Raw genomic sequence first — 16366 nt, 5'->3', positions numbered from 1 at the left:
GCCTCGCTCAAACCGGCCGGTTCTCGTTGCGGTTCTTGACCGGCTCCATACGCTCGACGCCTTGCTGATAGGCGATGACCTCGAAGGAATCGTTGAACTTCAGCGCCGCATCGAGCAGGTAGTCGAGCTTACCCGCGGTGTCGAGCTTCTTGATGTCGTTCTTGTCGACGTAATTGAGATCCATCATCTCCTTCCAGACCGTCGACTCGTCGCAGGGCAGGATGTTGAAGGTGATCTCGCCGATCTTGACGCGAAATTTCGTGAGCAAGTCGATATTGTTGCAGAACATGAAATAGACGCCGGTCGGCGAGAGCAGATCTCCCAACACTTCGGCCGCGGTCTCGAGATAGGCGAAGTTGTGGAGATAGCCAGCGAGGATCGGGAGCGTGGGCTCGTTCTCCCTGGCGAAGGTCAGCACCTGCTCGATGCTGAACTCCGGCGGCCGCTTTTCGTCCGCGACTTGTGCTTGAAATTTGAGCGCGATGTCGCCGCGAAAGCCAAATCGGCCCGGCACGGTCGTCGGACTCTTTAAAACTGCGTTGAGCAGGCGGCCTTCCCGCTCCAACCGAGCGAGGGCAGTCTTCTCAATCTGTGTCATAGAGCATTCTCCGCTTACAGTCTTGGCGCTCCCGCAGGACAGCGCCGGCGGGTCGATCTGCCAAGCATGCAAGAAGCCCGCCGAGCGCGCGATGCGGGCGGGATTTATAGAGCTGTCAGGAAGCTAACAATGTATCCGCGCTCTGCGACCAAATTTCGGCCTAAGGGCCTGCCCGGCTCGGCATAGGGTTTGCTTGCTCTCCTGCAAACGCATTGCGGCGAAGGAAGCAGGGCATGATACATCTCACAGAAAGCGCCTTGAGCGCGGTGCAGACTGCAATTTCCGGCTCCTCCGAACCGGTCGACGGGCTTCGGATCAAGGTCGAGGCGGGTGGTTGCGCTGGTTTTCAATACAAGATGGGCCTCGTTCGCGAGGGCGAGCCTGACGATACGGTCATCGAGCGGGAGGGTGTGAAGCTCTTCATCGACGGCAGTAGCCATGAGCTGCTCGAGGGGACGACGATCGACTATGTCGCCGCCCTGCAAGGTTCGGGCTTCACCTTCGACAATCCCAACGCGCAATCGAGCTGCTCTTGCGGCAAGTCGTTCGGATGAGGACGAGGGCGCCGACGCGCGAGGCGCACTCACAGTAAAGCGAGGATTAGCAGATGTTGCAGGATGCGGAAGCCGCGCCGGTTGCGCAGAGTCTCGACAAGGAGCAGGTGATTCGCGCGGTCATCGACGAGATCCGGCCAAACTTGCGGCGTGACGGCGGTGACTGCGAGTTCGTCGAGATCTGCGGCAACAAGGTGATGGTGCGGATGAGCGGCGCTTGCGTGCTCTGCAAGCTGAGCAGCGCGACTCTGGAGGGGATTCAGGCGCGCATCATAGAAAAGCTCGGCGAGTTCGTGCGGCTGGTTCCGGTCGCGGGAGCTCAGGCGAGGCCCATGACTCCGGGCAGACACTGAACGGGGCCGAAGGTGACCCGGGTCTATCTCGACAACAATGCGACCACGCGCGTCGACGCACGGGTCGTTGAGAAGATGTTGCCGTATTTTTCGGATGAATTCGGCAATGCTTCCTCGACGCACGTCTTTGGCTCAGAGGTCGCGAATGCGGTGCGCGCGGCGCGGCGTAGCGTGCAGGCGCTGCTTGGGGCGGCGCATGACCATGAGATTGTCTTCACCTCGGGCGGCACGGAAGCCGACAATGCGGCGATTCTGGCTGGGCTGTCGGCGGTTGAAGGGCGTGATGAGATCGTGGTTTCCGCGGTCGAGCATCCCGCGATTTTGTCGCTAATCGAACATCTGCAGCAGGCGCGCGGGCTCAAAGCCCACATTATAGGCGTCGACGGTACCGGGCGGCTCGACATGGAGTCGTTTCGGAAGGCCCTCGGGCCCAAGACCGCCCTGGTTTCGATCATGTGGGCGAACAATGAAACAGGCACGCTGTTCCCCGTGAAGGAGCTTGCCGATCTCGCCCATGAAGCCGGCGCGCTCTTCCATACCGATGCGGTCCAGGCCGCCGGCAAGACGCCGATCGAGCTGAAATCCACCCGGATCGACTTCTTGTCCTTGTCGGCGCACAAAATCCACGGTCCTAAGGGCATCGGGGCGCTCTACGTGCGAAAAGGCACGAAATTCACTCCCTTGATCCGGGGCGGCCACCAAGAGAGAACCCGCCGCGGCGGCACGGAAAACACGCCGGGGATCATAGGTTTCGGCGCGGCCGCAGAGATCATGGCCGCCTCGCTTGCCGAGGAGGCGTCGAAGGTCGGCGGATTGCGCGATCGCCTGGAGCGAAGGATATTGGAAGAGATCGGTGATTGCCTGGTCTCGGGCGACAAAGAGAATCGGCTCCCCAACACGACCAACATTGCGTTCTTCGACATAGAAGGAGAGGCGGTGTTGAATCATCTCAATCGCGCAGAAGTCGCCGCATCGACGGGTTCTGCATGCACGGCGGGTTCGAATGAGCCGTCGCATGTCTTGCGGGCGATGAATGTTCCAGCCCGCGCATTGAATGGCGCGATCCGCTTTTCACTTTCTCGCGACAATTGCGAAGCGGATGTCGATCGCGTCTTGGAAATTCTACCCGGCATCGTCGCCAAATTGCGTGGTATCGCTCAGGCGGCGGCGCAGGCGCCGCAACCGACGCTCTCGCAGTGAGCGCAGCTCAAAGTTCGCGGCCAAGGAGACAAAGATATGAAGATTATGATCCGCCGTTCTCCCGAGACGGGGCTCTCCATCTACGTTCCCAAGAAGGACTTGGAGGAGCCCATCGTCGAGAGCGAGCATGAAGGCCTTTGGGGCGGGTGGATCCGCATCGCCAATGGTTGGGTGCTCGATCTGCCGGAGATGGCTGCGGAGACGACCCTCCCCATCACCGTCAATGCGCGCAAGCGCGGCGAAGAGGAGTAGGCGTAATGAACGCTCCGTTTACCAATCACCTTGTCCTGGAGGGCGCGCAGGCTGAAGCGCGGCTCCTGGAGATCGCGTCGGAGCTCAAGACCGGCTCGACCATTCCCTATCTGGGTCCGGAGCTGGCGGAGCTCGCCGGTGCGGCGGCGCCGACGACTCCCGAGGCTCTCGCTGCTTTTTTCGCGACGAAAGTCGCCTTGCCGAAGCGTGCGAAGGGCAATGTCTGGGCGTGTGCCCAGCACATTGAGAGCATGAAGCATCGCTCCACGGTCTCGACGCTCATGACCGAGGCTTTCACGCCAAAGGTCGAGCCGACGCCCTTGCATCGATATCTCGCTGAGCTGGGCTTGCCGGTCATTGTCGACAGCTGGTACGATTCCGCCATGCGCGACGCGCTCTCTTCCCGAAGCGACTGGGGCGAGGTTCAGGGCATCACCCGCGCTGGGATCGGAGAGGACCGATGGTTCCGCTTCTATGACGCCAAGGGCGTCGAAGCCCCGAAGACGCAAGCCGACTCCTGGCGCACCTTGCTTTACAAGCCCCATGGCTCGGTCGCGCCGGCGAAAAACTATCTGATCTCGGACGCCGACTATGTCGAGGTGCTCACAGAGATCGACATCCAGACGCCGATCCCGGATGTCGTGAAAAGCCGTCGCGCCGAACGCAGCTTCCTGTTCATTGGCTGCCGCTTTCACGACCAGATGTTGCGCACCTATGCGCGGCAGATCACCAAGCGCTCGACGACGACGCATCACGCGATTGTCACGCCGGAACTTCTGACCAAGAATGAGCTGAAGTTCCTGACCGTCCAAGGCATCATTCCTCTCGCCGTTTCGCTGCCGAGAGCCAGCGAGATCCTTATCGGCGCCTAGACGCCGCAGACCGACGGCCTGGACGCCGAAATCTCGCAAGATCTTTTGGCGTCCAGCGTTATAAAAATGAATTGCATATCGTATTCGCATTGCGAACATCAGTCAGACGACAGGATTTGAGAAAGATCAGCGCTTGCAACGTCGATTTGCTGAACATTGTGCAGCTGGACATGTGGCAGTTCTCGACATGTTGACCTCCAGCGCGCGAGGCGGCCCGAGCGGTGGCCGGGATGCGCAGAGGCTCCCTTTCCGCGGGTAGAAACACACAAAATATCAAATCATTAGGGTGGCCGACAGGCCCTCGGAGCGCCTCGAGCCTCGCTAGATCTCGCCGCTGGCACGCATGTTGCCACGAGACACGCAGATCATAGCGAATGCTTTGGCTTCACGGGCGTGGCGTCCATTCGGCTTCTGACGCAGTCCAGCCAAAGCGCAGGTAAGGGGATTGGACATGGACACGCAAGGGCTCGAAGGTCTTGAGAGTGAGGCTTCCGCACCGGCGATGGACGGGATCATGCAGCAGATCGCGGAGCACAAGGGCTGCGGGACGTCTGGGGGGAGCGGGAAGGCGAGCTGCGGCTCGAGCGCGGGCTCGGGGGACCTACCCACCGAGATCTGGGAGAAGGTGAAGAACCATCCCTGCTACAGCGAGGAAGCGCATCACCATTATGCGCGTATGCATGTGGCGGTGGCGCCGGCCTGCAATATCCAGTGCAACTACTGCAATCGCAAATATGATTGCGCCAATGAGTCGCGTCCGGGCGTCGTGTCGGAGAAGCTTTCTCCCGAGCAGGCGGCCAAGAAGGTGCTCGCCGTCGCTTCGACGATCCCGCAAATGACCGTGCTGGGCATTGCGGGTCCGGGCGATCCGCTGGCCAATCCGGAGAAAACCTTCAAGACCTTCGAGCTGATCTCGCGCACGGCGCCCGACATCAAGCTGTGCCTGTCGACGAACGGTCTGGCGCTTCCCGACCATGTCGACACGATCGCGGGCTTCAACGTCGATCACGTGACGATCACGATCAACATGGTCGATCCGGAGATCGGCGCGCGGATCTATCCTTGGGTGTTTTGGAAGCACAAGCGCTACACGGGCGTGGAGGCGGCGAAGCTGCTGACGGACCGTCAGCTGCAGGGCCTCGAGATGCTCACGGAGCGCGGCATTTTGTGCAAGGTGAACTCGGTGATGATCCCCGGGGTCAACGACCGCCACCTGATCGAGGTGAACAAAGCGGTGAAGTCGCGGGGCGCGTTCCTGCACAACATCATGCCGCTGATCTCGGCGGCGGAGCATGGGACGGTGTTTGGTCTGACGGGCCAGCGCGGCCCGTCGGCGCAGGAGCTGAAAGCCTTGCAGGACAGCTGCGAAGGCGAGATGAACATGATGCGCCACTGCCGTCAGTGCCGCGCGGACGCGGTGGGTCTTCTGGGCGAGGACCGCAGCGCCGAGTTCACGACGGACAAGATCATGGCGATGGAGGTCGACTATGATCTGGAGGGTCGCAAGGCCTATCAGGAGAAGGTCGAGGAAGAGCGCGTTGCGAAGGTCGCGGCGAAGCAGGAAGAGCTGAAGATCCTCGCGGGTGAGAGCAGCGACATCAAGCTGTTGATTGCGGTTGCGACGAAGGGCTCGGGGCTGATCAACGAGCACTTTGGGCACGCCAAGGAGTTCCAGGTGTATGAGCTGTCGACGGCCGGCGCGAAATTTGTCGGGCATCGGCGCGTGGACCTCTACTGCCAGGGCGGCTATGGCGACGAGGACAGCCTGGAGACGGTGATCCGCGCGATCAACGACTGCCATGCGGTGTTTGTCGCGAAGATCGGCGGCTGCCCGAAGAACGATCTGATCAAGGCGGGCATCGAGCCTGTGGATCAATTCGCGCATGAGTTCATCGAGAAGTCGGCGATCGCCTGGTTCAAGGCCTATCTCGACAAGGTGAACGCGGGAGAGATCGTCCATGAGATCCGCGGCGACGCGGAAATCCGTCAGGGCGCCCTCATCAACGCCGCTTAAGCGAAGGCTGTAGCCGAAGGAGAAGTAGCCATGAGCAATATCGTACGCGACAGCGACGTGTGCGAATTGACGGAACCGGCCTACTTCGCCTTCGGCGACAAGGTGAAAGCGAAACGCACGATTCGCAATGACGGCACCTACGCCGGAAAAGAAATCGGAGACATTCTGGCGAAGAAAGGCGAGATCGGTTATGTCGTGAGCATCGGCACCTTTCTGCAGCAGTTCTACATCTATGGTGTGGAGTTCACAGAAAGTGGCAATCGCGTGGGCATGAAGCGCAAAGAACTCGAGCCCGCCAATCCCCGCGATGACGAGGATGAACTCCCGCTTCCCGGAGCCAAAAGCCAATGATCGAACCGAGACTTCCCAAATATCAATGGGGCCGCCGCGTAAAAGCGGCGGTCGATCTGTTCAATGATGGCGGTTATCCCGACGTCGAACCGGAGGCGCTGCTCGTCGCCGCCGGCGGTGAAGGCGAGATCGTTCAAACAGGTGCGCACACAGATTCGAACACCCCGCTCTACCTCGTGGAATTCACGAATGGACGCGTTGTTGGGTGCTTGGAGGAAGAGATCGAGCCTATCGAGAGTCCATGAGCACGATCAGGGCATTCGGCGCGCCGCAGGCACAGGCGGGTCAGCCGTCGCAACCAAACGAATTCGACTTTAGAAGGATCGAGCGAGCGCTGGAGAATAGAAAGCGCTACCGCTACGTCTCACCCATTCTCTTGCGGACAGCGAATGGTTACAGGATTCAAAGCCCCTGCTGTTCACGCAACATCGATCCTGACGGCGGCGTCGTCGACATCGCCTTGCTCCTTTTTGATGATCGCTCAAGAAATTGGCGCCTTCTTCGCAAGGAGCACACGAGCGGCGTGTGGGAGTTCGCTCGGGCCTTCGACCGGTTGGCGGAGCTGCTCGATTATCTGAACGAAGATCCCGAGCGTCGCTTTTGGCAGTGATGGACCGGTGAAAGAGGAACGAAAATGGGCGTGACCACTGAAGAGCTGGCGACGATCGAGTCGCTTCTATCAGCCAGCGAGCCTCTGGATTTCCTGGAGCTGCGCAAGAAATTCCCGCATTTGAAATGGACGAAATGCGACGCGTCCGATGTGATCGAGGAACCGTTTCGCAGCTACGCCGCCTATGACGTGCATCTGCTGAACGCCCAGGATCACTGCGTGCACGTCACCACGGAGCCGACCGAGGCCACCGGATTCGCAATCGCCTATAAGCCCAAATATTCATGAGCTCCGCCGTGGATGAACTCGATGAAGAGGGCGAGGAGCTGATCGCGGCTCCCGACACCTTTATCCCGCTCTCGGATCCGGATGTAACGCTCGACGATCTCGCAGCGGTGGAAAGCGTCATGCGCACGAGTCGCTTGTCAAGCGGCCCTGTCGTTGAGGCGTTCGAAACGGCGTTCGCCGCTTATGTCGGAAGAAAATACGCAGTCGCAACCTCGAGCGGCACGTCTGGCTTGCTGCTGGCCTTGATCGCGCATGGGATCGGCCCCGGCGATGAAGTGATCGCCTCTCCGCATTCCTTTCGTGAAACGCAGCACGCCATCGCGCTCTGCGGCGCGCATCCCGTGTTCGTCGATATCGACTATTGGTCGGGAACGATCGCAGCGACAAAGGTCGAGGCTGCGATCACCGAACGCACGCGTGCGATTCTCGCCAGCAACACCAATGGCCATCCCGCTCCCTGGGATGAGCTGAAAGCGATCGCGAAGAGCAAGCGCATCCTGCTCCTCGAGGATTCGACGGAAGCGCTCGGCTCCAAATACAAAAACGCGCTGGTCGGCACCTTTGGCGCGTCCGCGGTTTTCGATTTTTCGCAACCGGGACCTCTCGTTTGCGGGGAGGGCGGCGTCGTCGTCACGGACGACATCGATGTCGCCGTGGCCGTGAAGCGCCTGCGCGCGCATCGGCACGACGAGCGCGCCTCCGTCGTCGTCAGCTCCAGCGCGCCTTATCAAGCGGGAATGAGTGACATCAACGCGGCGCTCGCTCTGTCGCAGCTCAACCGGCTCGACGAAATCCTGGAGAAGCGCAAGCTCATCGAGCACTACTACTTCAAGCACATCAAGTCTTTTGAAGGGATCAAGGATCCCTTCATTGCGCCTGACGTGACGGAGGTCCACTGGTTCCTGTACGCCGTGCATCTCGGCACCCGCTTCAGCAGGTCCTCCAGAGATTCGATTGTTGATGATCTTCGGGTCGAAAAGATCGAGGCTGCGGCCTATAGCGTTCCGCTACACACGCAGCGCCGCTATGTCGACTTCGGCTATCGTCGCGGCGCTCTGCTCGTCACGGAAAAGGTGTCGGACAGAGCCGTCGTGTTGCCCTTCCACACGCATCTCACGGAAGGCCAGATCGAGTTCATCGTCGCGACGATGAAGGACGCGTCCGTGAACATCGGCGCGGGCGCCGCGATCTATTGAAAACCCTCCGGAAAATCGGCTCAGCAAAAAGGAGTTAACAAATGGCCACGGTAACAATCATGCCCTCGGGCAAGTCGGTCGAAGCCGCCGAAGGCGCGACCTTGCTCGAGATCATCCTCTCCGCCGGAGAGGGGATCAATCACAAATGTGAAGGTAAGGCTCAATGCGGTTCTTGTCACATCTTCGTGCAGGAAGGGCGCAAGGGCGTGAGCAAGATCGGCCGCGAAGAGAACGAGAAACTCGACACGATTGTCGGGGTCGGCTCCAAATCCCGGTTGGCTTGTCAGACGAAGGTGCTGGGAACGGAAAACATCAAGCTAGAGCTTCTGGGCTTCTCTTCGGGCCTGTGACGTCGGAGGATCAAATGACAGACAATTTGGTGGCGATTCACGTCCGCTTCGCAAATGATGGCAGCGTTGCGGAAATCAGCCAAAGACCTGCGCCATTGACCCCACAAGAATGGTTCAATGCGTTAAGCGAGGCCGTAGGGCCCGACGTTTATCGCGCATTGGCTGGCGGCCGCGGCCACTTCCGCCTCGCGCAGGCTGAAATCGACGCGTTGGTCGCCAAAGTCAGCGGCGCCGCTGCAGCCTAATTCACGCCGGAGACACGTTCCCTAAACGCGTAGCTCGCCCCGGCGGGCTACGCGCTTAATTTATGAACCGCGCTTGAAACAGCGCGAGCTTTTCAGTTGAGTCGAGTCCCGTCTTGATTGGCCATTTATTCTCGTAAAAGAATGTGTTCACTTCGCGCGTGACTTCCCGACCGCGTACGAACCAGCGAAGGGCCCCATCGGGGAATACAATCGCGGGTCCATCCTCCCGATGAATGTTTCCCTCTTCCATCCAAAGGCGCGTGTCCAGAAACAGATAGAAGCCCGCAAGCCGAGTAAGGGCGTCCCTGTTGGCTTCTTCCACGATCGTCATGCTGCTCATCGATTGATCCTTTAAGAGGGCGCCCAGCTCGGGACATGCAACTTTCGAGCGGGGAACGCCCGCACGGATTCGGCAAGAATCATGCATCGATATACGTCGAGACGCAAAGGGCCGACACTCCCTGTGCCTAGCTCTGTGGCATCTGCGACTAAAACTTAGCCTCGTATCGCGAGCGGACTCTTGGAGCCGCGGGGCGCAGGGCTTTGGGAGGCTCCAGAAGATGAACGATGACGTCAATGTCTATGTGATCTGCTCGACGCAGCAGATTGAACCCGGCGCCGCAAAGGCCTTCAGCCTCCTGAAAGTCACGGAAACGGGGGAGGCGCGGCCCTATTCGATTTTCGTTGTCCGCACGAAAGCCGATCAGTTTTTCGGCTATGTGAACATCTGTCCGCATCAAGGCGCCTGGCTCAACATCGGCGAGGGAGGTTTCTTCAGCGGTGACGGCGCGCGTTTGCGCTGCGGCAGACACAAGGCGGAATTCGACGTTGAATCCGGCGCCTGCGTGAAAGGCTCATGCAAGGACAAATCGCTGGAGCAGATACCGATCGTCGTGATGGACGACGAAGTGTGTCTCTGCGGCGTCGAGCTCAGCGAAGAGGAACCGCGTTTCTCCGACGATAACGAATTCGAAGACACCATGGAAATCATGATTCACCCGTGAGGCCACTGGGGTCCAATCGCATGTCGCGAAAAGCGCAAAACAATTTTGCGGTCGTTTTCTGTGTTCAGGCGATGCCGCCTAAACACAGCGTGATCTAGCCGACAGATCTCCCGCTCGTGAGGAAATCGAAACCATGACAGTCGAGGAATTGGTAAAGAAACTCGCAGAGTTGCCTCCGGAGGCTGTCGTGTTGATGGACAGCGACGGCGGCCTTTCCCGCGTAAGCGCGATAGAGTTTATGGACGGGCAGGGGCTTGGCGCGCCCCCGGAGGTCATCCTGACGCCGAGCATGGACGAATAATGGCGGTTGGGCGCCTCTGCCACTCAGAGGCGCCCTCGAACCGGCTTCACCGGATCACTTATTATTCGCAGGCGCGGACGCCCCGTCTACGAGAGGAACGCCGAAGAAGCCCTCGTCCTCTCCCCCCCAAGCCTTGTGAAGGGCAAGGGCCTCTCGCCATCGCGACAATTCCTCATCGCTGGCCGGCCGATGGGAGATGCGTCCCTCCGGCTGCTGCGCCAGCAGGAAGCCCTTGCCGTTTCGTATGAACCGGTTGAGATCCTTCGTGTCGTTGGGACGCACGACGCAGCGAGGACGTTCGTCGATGAGAATGGTCGTGGGAAGCATGGTGTAAACGACCCTCCTTTGCGCCGTAGCGGGGATCAGAAACCGTCTGCCTTCCGACCCCAGGGATGCGATCCCGGAACCAGCGTCGCTTTGATGCCCGCTTTGCTCACGTCTTCGATGGTCTTGTAATAGGTGGCCTCATGCATGAGCGCGCCGCCCTTACCCATGATCGCGACATAGCGCGCGACAGTGTCCACCTCGCATTCATAGCCGCCGCCCGGATCGCCGGTGCTGCGCATGTTTCCATCCCAATCGATGAAGTAACCGTTCGATGGCATTGGTCATCCCGTCTGTTATGAGCTCGCCTTTTTGTGCAGCAAGATTTTTGCCAGAGATCCGAAGCTTGCGCCGCAAATCGGATGTCGCCGGATCGGGATACGGAACGACGATTGCTAGTCCAGGGCGAAGTCGCAGGAAATGCGACATTGCGGAGAATGAAGGAGAAGCACCGTGTCGGAACTCGTCCACAGAGAGGCGTCGCTTTACGACATTGAAGAAATCTGGGGCTTGCTGCGAGATGTTGCGGCGGACATTTCACTACCGCTGTCGAGCGCCGCCGAGCAGGAGCTCGCCCTGACTCGCGTCATGCAATGTCTGAGCGATGAGCGTTCTGGGGTCGTGGTCGGGCCGGATAAAAAGATCTTGGGCGTGCTTCTCGCACAAAGAGACCTTCTCGACTTGGCTCTGATCAAGAAGGAAACGCTCAATGTGTGCATCGTCGCGGTTGCGCAGTCCCCGCTGAGGGCAGAGGCGCTGAGCCTGTTGCTCCAGACCCTGGTGTCCCGAGGAGCGGCTATCTACGCCAGCGTGTCGGCCGACGATAAGCAAGGATTGGCTGACGCGCTCAAAGAGAACGGCTTCGCGCCGCTGGAGAGCGAGTCCAAGCAGACCATCTACAAATGGGAGCCGCCTGCTTCGGCCGCGAAGGCCGCCTGAGCGCGAGCCTGGCCTGATCGAATCTATTCTCGATCGCGCTCTAAATCTATGGAATCGATCACGCTGCGTTTGAGCGTTTCCGCTCAAGCGCATCGTGATCTCGCGCATGTCCCGGACAAGCGGGAAGCAGTTTTCCCGACGGGACATGCTCTAAGCTATTGACTTGGACCCTAGTCCTTTTCGAACGCGTGATTCCGCGCGATCAGGGCGCTCTAAAGAGCGTCGTCGAAGTTTCCGTGCTCCGCGAAGCCTTTCTCGACGATGGCGAGGCAGGCCTTCAGACGCAAAAATTCCGCCTCATCCACAGCGATGAGGCGGCTCTCCGCTTCCGGCTCGGGCGTGGGGGCTTTTGCCGCCTGCAGCGCGTCGAAAAGCGTCTCTCTCAGACGGAAGATGCGCTCGCTCGCTCTTTCCAGATAGGGAAGCGGGTTGGCGCGAATATTGGCTTCGTGCAGAGCATCGAGCTCCAAAAGCCGCGCGAAGCGGCGCTCGTTCAAGCGCTCGGCCAATCCGAAGTCATGCTTTATGACAGTCATGCCTCCTCCCCTTGCAACCCGTATGAATGTTGGGTCCCCGTAGCAAAAACCATGTAAGGCTCGAGCGAGATGGCTTGCCGCTTGCACGGGCGAGACGGGTGCGAGGGTTCCCTCGTAGGGCGCCCAGAGAAGTAGGACGGGATACCATGAGCGAACTTTACGCAATCTGCCAGAACGGCGAGATCGAGGACGGAGAGGCGACCGGATTTCTGCTCATGCGGATCACGTCGACCGGCGAGCCCAAGCCCTGGCCGATCTTGATCACGCGCAAGGGTAATAATTTCTATGGCTTCGAGAACGCCTGCCCGCACAAAGGCGAGCAGCTCGACACCAACAACCCAGGCGCCTTTCTCGATGAGGAAGGAAATTTCCTCACTTGCGGGCACCATGGCGCGCAGTTCGACTTGGATACCGGCAAGTGCTTCATCGGCCCCTGTCAAGGCAAATCGCTCACGCCGATCACGATCATCGTCGATGACGGCGACGTCTGCGTGACCGGAGTGGAGCTCGCCGAGGATGACGGTTCCGATCCGGACGAAGCGCCCGAAGTCATGATCACCTCCGATTAATCCGTCATCAGCATGAGCTTGGGCGCAACGCGCCTCACGATCTTAAGGAGTATAGCGCATGACGGACATGGCGGAATTGCAAGCGCGCAAGAAGCCGATCAATCTTGCAATCGTTCATGTCGATCCGGAGGCGTTCGTCGCCCATTTCACGGGTTGGTTGGAGATCACTTCCTACATCACGGCGCTACGCGCCGGCGAGGCGGTTCCACCGGCCGATGGCGTGACGCCGAAGCTCGACGAGGACCGACTTCGCAGTGATACGGTCAAAGATGTCGGCAACGACGCCGTTTTCGCCTTCTGCATGACAGCCGCGCTAAAGGCCGACAAATCGGCGGTCGACAAGGTGGAGACGGCGCTCGTCGAGAGCTATGGCAAGGAATTTCCCGGCGCCAACGCGCTTTGGTATTTCCGCGCCAACATCGACGCGCCGGTCAGCCTCGAGGATTTCGTTGGGCAGGCCGCGAAAAAAATGCTGACGCAGGACATTCCGCCGCCGCCGCTGCGCGCGAAGGAAAACTGGAACGCCGGGCTTCGATTCTTCGAAAAGGCGCGCAAGTCCAATTTCGTTCACGAGATCATGTATCCTTTGGCGAAATGGCACCGGGAGCGCTGGAGCGAGACAGCCGAGAAGGGCATCGCCTTTCTGCATCACATTGAGGACAATGTTCCGGTGTTGCGCGAAGCGCTCGAGGATCCCCGCAATGACGAGTCTTTCATCGCCAATCTGCTCTTGAAGACCGCTCCCGCGGTGGACATGGAGCTCGCCGACGATATGCAGGGCTATCTGCGCTCGCTCGGTCGACGCGGCTGAGCGCAAGCCGCAGCCTCGAAACTCGCTTGAGCGATCGGTAAGAGTAAAAAAGAGAGCCGGGGGAAGTGAGCATCCCGCCGGCTCTTTTGTCATGATGTCTGCAAAATGAGGGATCGCACGGAAGCGCGAAAGCGGTTGCTTCCGTGCGTCATTCAACCAAAGGCAGGCTTCGCGTAGACGGCGCCGTGGGAGCGCTCAGTCCATCGGCGGACCCATGTCGTCGTCGCCGGACGCCTTTTTCTTCTTCTTTTCGGTCTTCGCCTGCGCATAGGCGCCGGAGTTTTTCAAAGTGACCGGAGGCTGGCCTTCGACAAATTGGGAGATCCAGAAGAGCGTGCGCTCTTTCGCCTGTTCCGCCGCCGTCGCGTCAAAGGTCTCGGCCGTCTCGAAATTGAAGCCGTTTTTGGCCTTCGGGTAAGAGAACGCGCTGACATCCGGGCGCAATGCCCGAAAGGCGACAATTCCGTCGAGAGGCGTGCTGGGATCGTCCTCGGGAAAATGAAGGAGTGTCGGAACTCTGCGCTTGTCCGTGCGTCCCTCGGTGAGACCCGCAGCATAATAGGCGATGGTGCAGGCGATATCCTTGAGGTGGTTCGCGGATTGATAGGCGAGATAACCGCCCCAGCTATAGCCGACGACAGCTACCTTGCCGGCGCTCTTGACCGAGTCGATGGCGGCTTGGACATCGAGCAGCGCCGAGTCGACGGTCACGGCCTTGGCGATGTCGACGCCTTCCTTCTCGCTGACGGATTCTTGCTTGTGTTCTCTCTGGAAGAGCAGGGGCGCGATAGCGACATAACCCCGCGCGGCGAAGGCGTCGACTTCCTTTTGGATGTGCGCGCCCACTCCAGAAAAATCCTGCAGCACGACGACGGCTCCTTTGGGAGCCTCCGAAGGATCGGCGCGATAGGCCGAGAAACTGTGTCCATCCCCTGAGGTGAGTTCGATCATGATGCAACCTCTTGTCATGATACGGCGGCACGCCAGAGAAGCGTCTGTGTGTCCACCGCGCCTGACACGAGTCTGCGAATTTCGTGCCTATGACAAAAGCTCGCGGTCGTCGCTCGCGGGAGCGCGATCAATCGCCGAAGAAGCCGAGGTCCAATTTGGCTTCATCAGACATCATGGCTTGACTCCACGGTGGATCAAACACGAGGTTTACCTTGGAGCTCGCAACGCACTCAACACCGTCAATGGCTCTCTTCGTCATGTTCATCATCTCTCCGGCCACCGGACAACCCGGCGCCGTCAAGGTCATGTCGACTTCCACATGACATCGGTTGATGATGTCAATCTTGTAGACGAGTCCGAGGTCATAGATGTTCACGGGGATCTCGGGATCGAAGACCTCGCGCAGCGCTGCGACCACCGCGGCGTGCACCGCCTCTGGCGCGGGTCTCGACGCGTCGCTCTCACGGGTGCTGGCGGTCGTGACAGCAGCTTCGGTTGTCGTCTCCGCTTCCAAGGTGATCTCCTCTCTAACGTGGCGGAACGATAAGAGCCGTCTCGCCACCGCGAATGACCCTCTCTGCCGGGAGAGAGGCGCCGCGAATCTCGGCCTTGCGTCTTCCTTTGCCTCAGAGCAAATCGGGCGCCAATCGGAGTCGCTGGACCAGGATTTGCTTCATTGGAAATCGAGGATTTTCTGCCCGCTGTTCGGCGCTGAAATTCCTCACGCTCCTAGCGCGATTCACAGCTGGAACGGAATCGTTCAGGCGACATGAAATCGCGCGAAGCCAAAATGTTGGGCAAGTTGCGATCGCAAAAGTCTATCCACTTTTGCGAAAGACTCGCTCTGACGCCCTAGGCCCAGTTCGAAAGGTTGAATGCGCGATGTCAGACGCATCGGAGGAAGAATTCGAAGTTCCCCAGCTTTACAAGCGCCATGTGTTCGCGTGTTTCACGCAGAGACCGCCGACGCACCCGCGCGGCAGCTGCGGCGCCAATGGCGCGCAGCCGCTTTGGGATCGACTCGGCAAGCTCGTCGAGGCCGACGGTTCTGGCGAGATCGGCTTTACTGCCGCCGGCTGCATGGGGTTTTGTTCCGCCGGCCCCTTGATGGTGGTCTATCCCGAGGGGATTTGGTATCGACCGACGACGCCGGAAGACGTTGACGAGATCTACTCTTCACATCTCAAGGGCGGCAAACGCGTGGACCGTCTTGTGATGATTCTGACGAGGTAATCCGCTCCCTTGTTCGCGGCTTCCTGCCTCACGCGCGCTTCCCGTTCGGGAAGCGCGCCGGAACACAATGCCGAAGGGGGCGATCGCCGGAGCTGAAACGTGGTCTGAAGGATCTGGCCTGGGCGCGCGCCTCCAGCGCCGCCCGCGCCCGAGATCGATCGCGTAACAGTAGCGAGCCTCTCAATCGTCGAGAGGTCGCTGGGCATTTCGTCTCTGTAATCGCCTAGAGCGCGTCCGGGTGAATCACGCGATCGAAGACGGCTCGCGCCATATCAAAAACTTAGAGCATGTCTGAACGGAAAACCGCTTCGCCGTATTCCGTGACAGCTTCTAAGGCGCCGCGTCCGCGGAGCGAGACGCGCGGACCTCGCGATGAGCCTTGCGCAACAAAGCCAGACATTCGACCGTCGAGGCCAGGTCGAGCGCGGAAAAACCATCCCTCGTCTCGAGCGTCGGATCCGCTCCATGGCGCAATAGAACGGCTACGATCTCCGCCTTGCCCGCCGAAGCGGCGTAGATGAGAGCCGTTGCGCCGTCGGGATTGCGATGATCGACCTCTATGCCGGCGTCGATGAGCATCTGGATCGCCTCTAGGCTTCCGGCCGCGCTGGCGAGCCAGAGGGCGTTGTTGCCGTCCACCGTCGTGACGCCAAGATCGGCACCCCCGTCGATCAAAGCGCGCAGCTCCGCCACGCGACCTTTGGCGCTCGCTTCCAGGAGAGGCGTCATGACCTCACGTCTCCGATATAATTTCGCCGTTGCTGCCCGGTCCCGCGGATCGAGGGCGACGCGCGCTGGCCCGGTCATGGACGAAA

The 16366-nt window shown here is 59.8% G+C and carries 27 protein-coding genes; 19 read left to right on the top strand and 8 right to left on the bottom strand.

The genetic code is table 11. From position 1 onward, the window contains the following. Positions 1 to 7 precede the first annotated feature (7 nt). Positions 8 to 598 carry a hypothetical protein gene (locus tag QMG80_RS01015; protein WP_085771125.1) on the bottom strand — a complete coding sequence of 197 codons (591 nt, stop codon included), beginning with the start codon at positions 596 to 598 and terminating at the stop codon, positions 8 to 10. Between the two features lie 233 nt (positions 599 to 831). Between QMG80_RS01015 and QMG80_RS01010 the strand changes: the two genes are divergently transcribed. The 13 genes from QMG80_RS01010 to QMG80_RS00950 all read left to right on the top strand — a co-directional run bounded on the left by QMG80_RS01010 (position 832) and on the right by QMG80_RS00950 (position 8883). Continuing rightward, positions 832 to 1152 carry a HesB/IscA family protein gene (locus tag QMG80_RS01010; RefSeq protein ID WP_085771124.1) on the top strand — a complete coding sequence of 107 codons (321 nt, stop codon included), beginning with the start codon at positions 832 to 834 and terminating at the stop codon, positions 1150 to 1152. 53 nt (positions 1153 to 1205) lie between these two features. Next, complete coding sequence (locus QMG80_RS01005; RefSeq protein ID WP_085771123.1) at positions 1206 to 1505, top strand: NifU family protein; 300 nt, start codon at positions 1206 to 1208, stop codon at positions 1503 to 1505. Positions 1506 to 1517: 12 nt separating this feature from the next. Next, entirely contained in the window at positions 1518 to 2705 is a 1188-nt protein-coding gene (gene nifS / locus QMG80_RS01000) for a cysteine desulfurase NifS (RefSeq protein ID WP_085771122.1), read from the top strand. 36 nt (positions 2706 to 2741) lie between these two features. Beyond that, on the top strand, positions 2742 to 2957 hold the full coding sequence (nifT, locus tag QMG80_RS00995) for a putative nitrogen fixation protein NifT (protein WP_085771121.1): 216 nt from the start codon (positions 2742 to 2744) through the stop codon (positions 2955 to 2957). A gap of 5 nt (positions 2958 to 2962) precedes the next feature. Further along, complete coding sequence (locus QMG80_RS00990; RefSeq protein ID WP_085771120.1) at positions 2963 to 3829, top strand: SIR2 family NAD-dependent protein deacylase; 867 nt, start codon at positions 2963 to 2965, stop codon at positions 3827 to 3829. 502 nt (positions 3830 to 4331) lie between these two features. Continuing rightward, entirely contained in the window at positions 4332 to 5843 is a 1512-nt protein-coding gene (nifB, locus tag QMG80_RS00985; RefSeq protein WP_085773594.1) for a nitrogenase cofactor biosynthesis protein NifB, read from the top strand. A gap of 30 nt (positions 5844 to 5873) precedes the next feature. Next, a complete protein-coding gene (locus tag QMG80_RS00980; RefSeq protein WP_085771118.1) occupies positions 5874 to 6194 on the top strand; it encodes a nitrogen fixation protein NifZ in 321 nt (106 codons plus the stop codon). Further along, entirely contained in the window at positions 6191 to 6439 is a 249-nt protein-coding gene (locus tag QMG80_RS00975) for a nitrogen fixation protein NifZ (protein WP_085771117.1), read from the top strand. The genes QMG80_RS00980 and QMG80_RS00975 overlap by 4 nt, the downstream gene beginning before the upstream one ends. Then, the gene (locus tag QMG80_RS00970; RefSeq protein ID WP_085771116.1) at positions 6436 to 6804 is read left to right on the top strand and encodes a DUF3024 domain-containing protein; all 369 of its coding nucleotides are present in this window, start codon (positions 6436 to 6438) and stop codon (positions 6802 to 6804) included. The genes QMG80_RS00975 and QMG80_RS00970 overlap by 4 nt, the downstream gene beginning before the upstream one ends. A 24-nt stretch (positions 6805 to 6828) precedes the next feature. Beyond that, complete coding sequence (locus QMG80_RS00965; RefSeq protein WP_085771115.1) at positions 6829 to 7092, top strand: DUF6129 family protein; 264 nt, start codon at positions 6829 to 6831, stop codon at positions 7090 to 7092. A gap of 8 nt (positions 7093 to 7100) precedes the next feature. Continuing rightward, positions 7101 to 8288: a DegT/DnrJ/EryC1/StrS family aminotransferase gene (locus QMG80_RS00960; RefSeq protein WP_245300141.1), complete on the top strand. Its 1188-nt coding sequence runs from the start codon at positions 7101 to 7103 to the stop codon at positions 8286 to 8288. Positions 8289 to 8329: 41 nt separating this feature from the next. Continuing rightward, positions 8330 to 8638, top strand: coding sequence for a 2Fe-2S iron-sulfur cluster-binding protein (locus tag QMG80_RS00955; RefSeq protein ID WP_085771113.1), 309 nt, complete (start codon positions 8330 to 8332; stop codon positions 8636 to 8638). Positions 8639 to 8652: 14 nt separating this feature from the next. Continuing rightward, a complete protein-coding gene (locus tag QMG80_RS00950) occupies positions 8653 to 8883 on the top strand; it encodes a hypothetical protein (RefSeq protein WP_085771112.1) in 231 nt (76 codons plus the stop codon). A 55-nt stretch (positions 8884 to 8938) separates the two neighbouring features. Here the strand turns inward: QMG80_RS00950 and QMG80_RS00945 are convergent, their stop codons facing one another. Further along, positions 8939 to 9223: an aldehyde dehydrogenase gene (locus QMG80_RS00945; RefSeq protein ID WP_085771111.1), complete on the bottom strand. Its 285-nt coding sequence runs from the start codon at positions 9221 to 9223 to the stop codon at positions 8939 to 8941. Positions 9224 to 9443: 220 nt separating this feature from the next. On the opposite strand from QMG80_RS00945, the gene QMG80_RS00940 reads away from it, so the two are divergent. Together QMG80_RS00940 and QMG80_RS00935 are read left to right on the top strand one after the other, a co-directional pair. Continuing rightward, complete coding sequence (locus tag QMG80_RS00940; RefSeq protein WP_085771110.1) at positions 9444 to 9887, top strand: Rieske (2Fe-2S) protein; 444 nt, start codon at positions 9444 to 9446, stop codon at positions 9885 to 9887. A 133-nt stretch (positions 9888 to 10020) separates the two neighbouring features. Beyond that, entirely contained in the window at positions 10021 to 10188 is a 168-nt protein-coding gene (locus QMG80_RS00935; RefSeq protein WP_199769045.1) for a hypothetical protein, read from the top strand. 54 nt (positions 10189 to 10242) lie between these two features. Here the strand turns inward: QMG80_RS00935 and QMG80_RS00930 are convergent, their stop codons facing one another. Continuing rightward, positions 10243 to 10515, bottom strand: a complete 273-nt coding sequence (locus QMG80_RS00930; protein ID WP_085771109.1) for a hypothetical protein — start codon at positions 10513 to 10515, stop codon at positions 10243 to 10245. Positions 10516 to 10550: 35 nt separating this feature from the next. Then, a complete protein-coding gene (locus tag QMG80_RS00925; protein ID WP_085771107.1) occupies positions 10551 to 10793 on the bottom strand; it encodes a hypothetical protein in 243 nt (80 codons plus the stop codon). 172 nt (positions 10794 to 10965) lie between these two features. Here QMG80_RS00925 and QMG80_RS00920 point away from each other — a divergent pair, with 172 nt between their 5' ends. After that, positions 10966 to 11451, top strand: a complete 486-nt coding sequence (locus tag QMG80_RS00920) for a hypothetical protein (RefSeq protein ID WP_085771106.1) — start codon at positions 10966 to 10968, stop codon at positions 11449 to 11451. Between the two features lie 212 nt (positions 11452 to 11663). Here QMG80_RS00920 and QMG80_RS00915 read toward each other — a convergent pair whose 3' ends face one another. Continuing rightward, positions 11664 to 11987, bottom strand: coding sequence for a hypothetical protein (locus QMG80_RS00915; protein WP_085771105.1), 324 nt, complete (start codon positions 11985 to 11987; stop codon positions 11664 to 11666). Positions 11988 to 12133: 146 nt separating this feature from the next. Between QMG80_RS00915 and QMG80_RS00910 the strand changes: the two genes are divergently transcribed. Then, positions 12134 to 12556 (top strand): Rieske (2Fe-2S) protein, encoded by a 423-nt coding sequence (locus tag QMG80_RS00910; RefSeq protein WP_085771104.1) that lies wholly within the window; start codon positions 12134 to 12136, stop codon positions 12554 to 12556. 58 nt (positions 12557 to 12614) lie between these two features. After that, positions 12615 to 13367, top strand: coding sequence for a hypothetical protein (locus tag QMG80_RS00905; protein ID WP_085771103.1), 753 nt, complete (start codon positions 12615 to 12617; stop codon positions 13365 to 13367). A gap of 195 nt (positions 13368 to 13562) precedes the next feature. Here the strand turns inward: QMG80_RS00905 and QMG80_RS00900 are convergent, their stop codons facing one another. Together QMG80_RS00900 and QMG80_RS00895 are read right to left on the bottom strand one after the other, a co-directional pair. Next, a complete protein-coding gene (locus QMG80_RS00900; RefSeq protein ID WP_085771102.1) occupies positions 13563 to 14318 on the bottom strand; it encodes a dienelactone hydrolase family protein in 756 nt (251 codons plus the stop codon). A gap of 127 nt (positions 14319 to 14445) precedes the next feature. Further along, positions 14446 to 14832, bottom strand: a complete 387-nt coding sequence (locus tag QMG80_RS00895) for an iron-sulfur cluster assembly protein (RefSeq protein WP_245300139.1) — start codon at positions 14830 to 14832, stop codon at positions 14446 to 14448. A 368-nt stretch (positions 14833 to 15200) separates the two neighbouring features. Here QMG80_RS00895 and QMG80_RS00890 point away from each other — a divergent pair, with 368 nt between their 5' ends. Continuing rightward, the gene (locus QMG80_RS00890) at positions 15201 to 15551 is read left to right on the top strand and encodes a (2Fe-2S) ferredoxin domain-containing protein (RefSeq protein WP_085771101.1); all 351 of its coding nucleotides are present in this window, start codon (positions 15201 to 15203) and stop codon (positions 15549 to 15551) included. Positions 15552 to 15881: 330 nt separating this feature from the next. Here the strand turns inward: QMG80_RS00890 and QMG80_RS00885 are convergent, their stop codons facing one another. Further along, the gene (locus QMG80_RS00885) at positions 15882 to 16280 is read right to left on the bottom strand and encodes an ankyrin repeat domain-containing protein (protein ID WP_158658660.1); all 399 of its coding nucleotides are present in this window, start codon (positions 16278 to 16280) and stop codon (positions 15882 to 15884) included. Positions 16281 to 16366: the final 86 nt, after the last annotated feature.

This window comes from Methylocystis bryophila, assembly GCF_027925445.1.
Classification (GTDB): Bacteria; Pseudomonadota; Alphaproteobacteria; order Rhizobiales; family Beijerinckiaceae; genus Methylocystis; species Methylocystis bryophila.
Note: the sequence above shows the minus strand (reverse complement) of the source record. Positions and strands in the feature narration are given on the sequence as shown.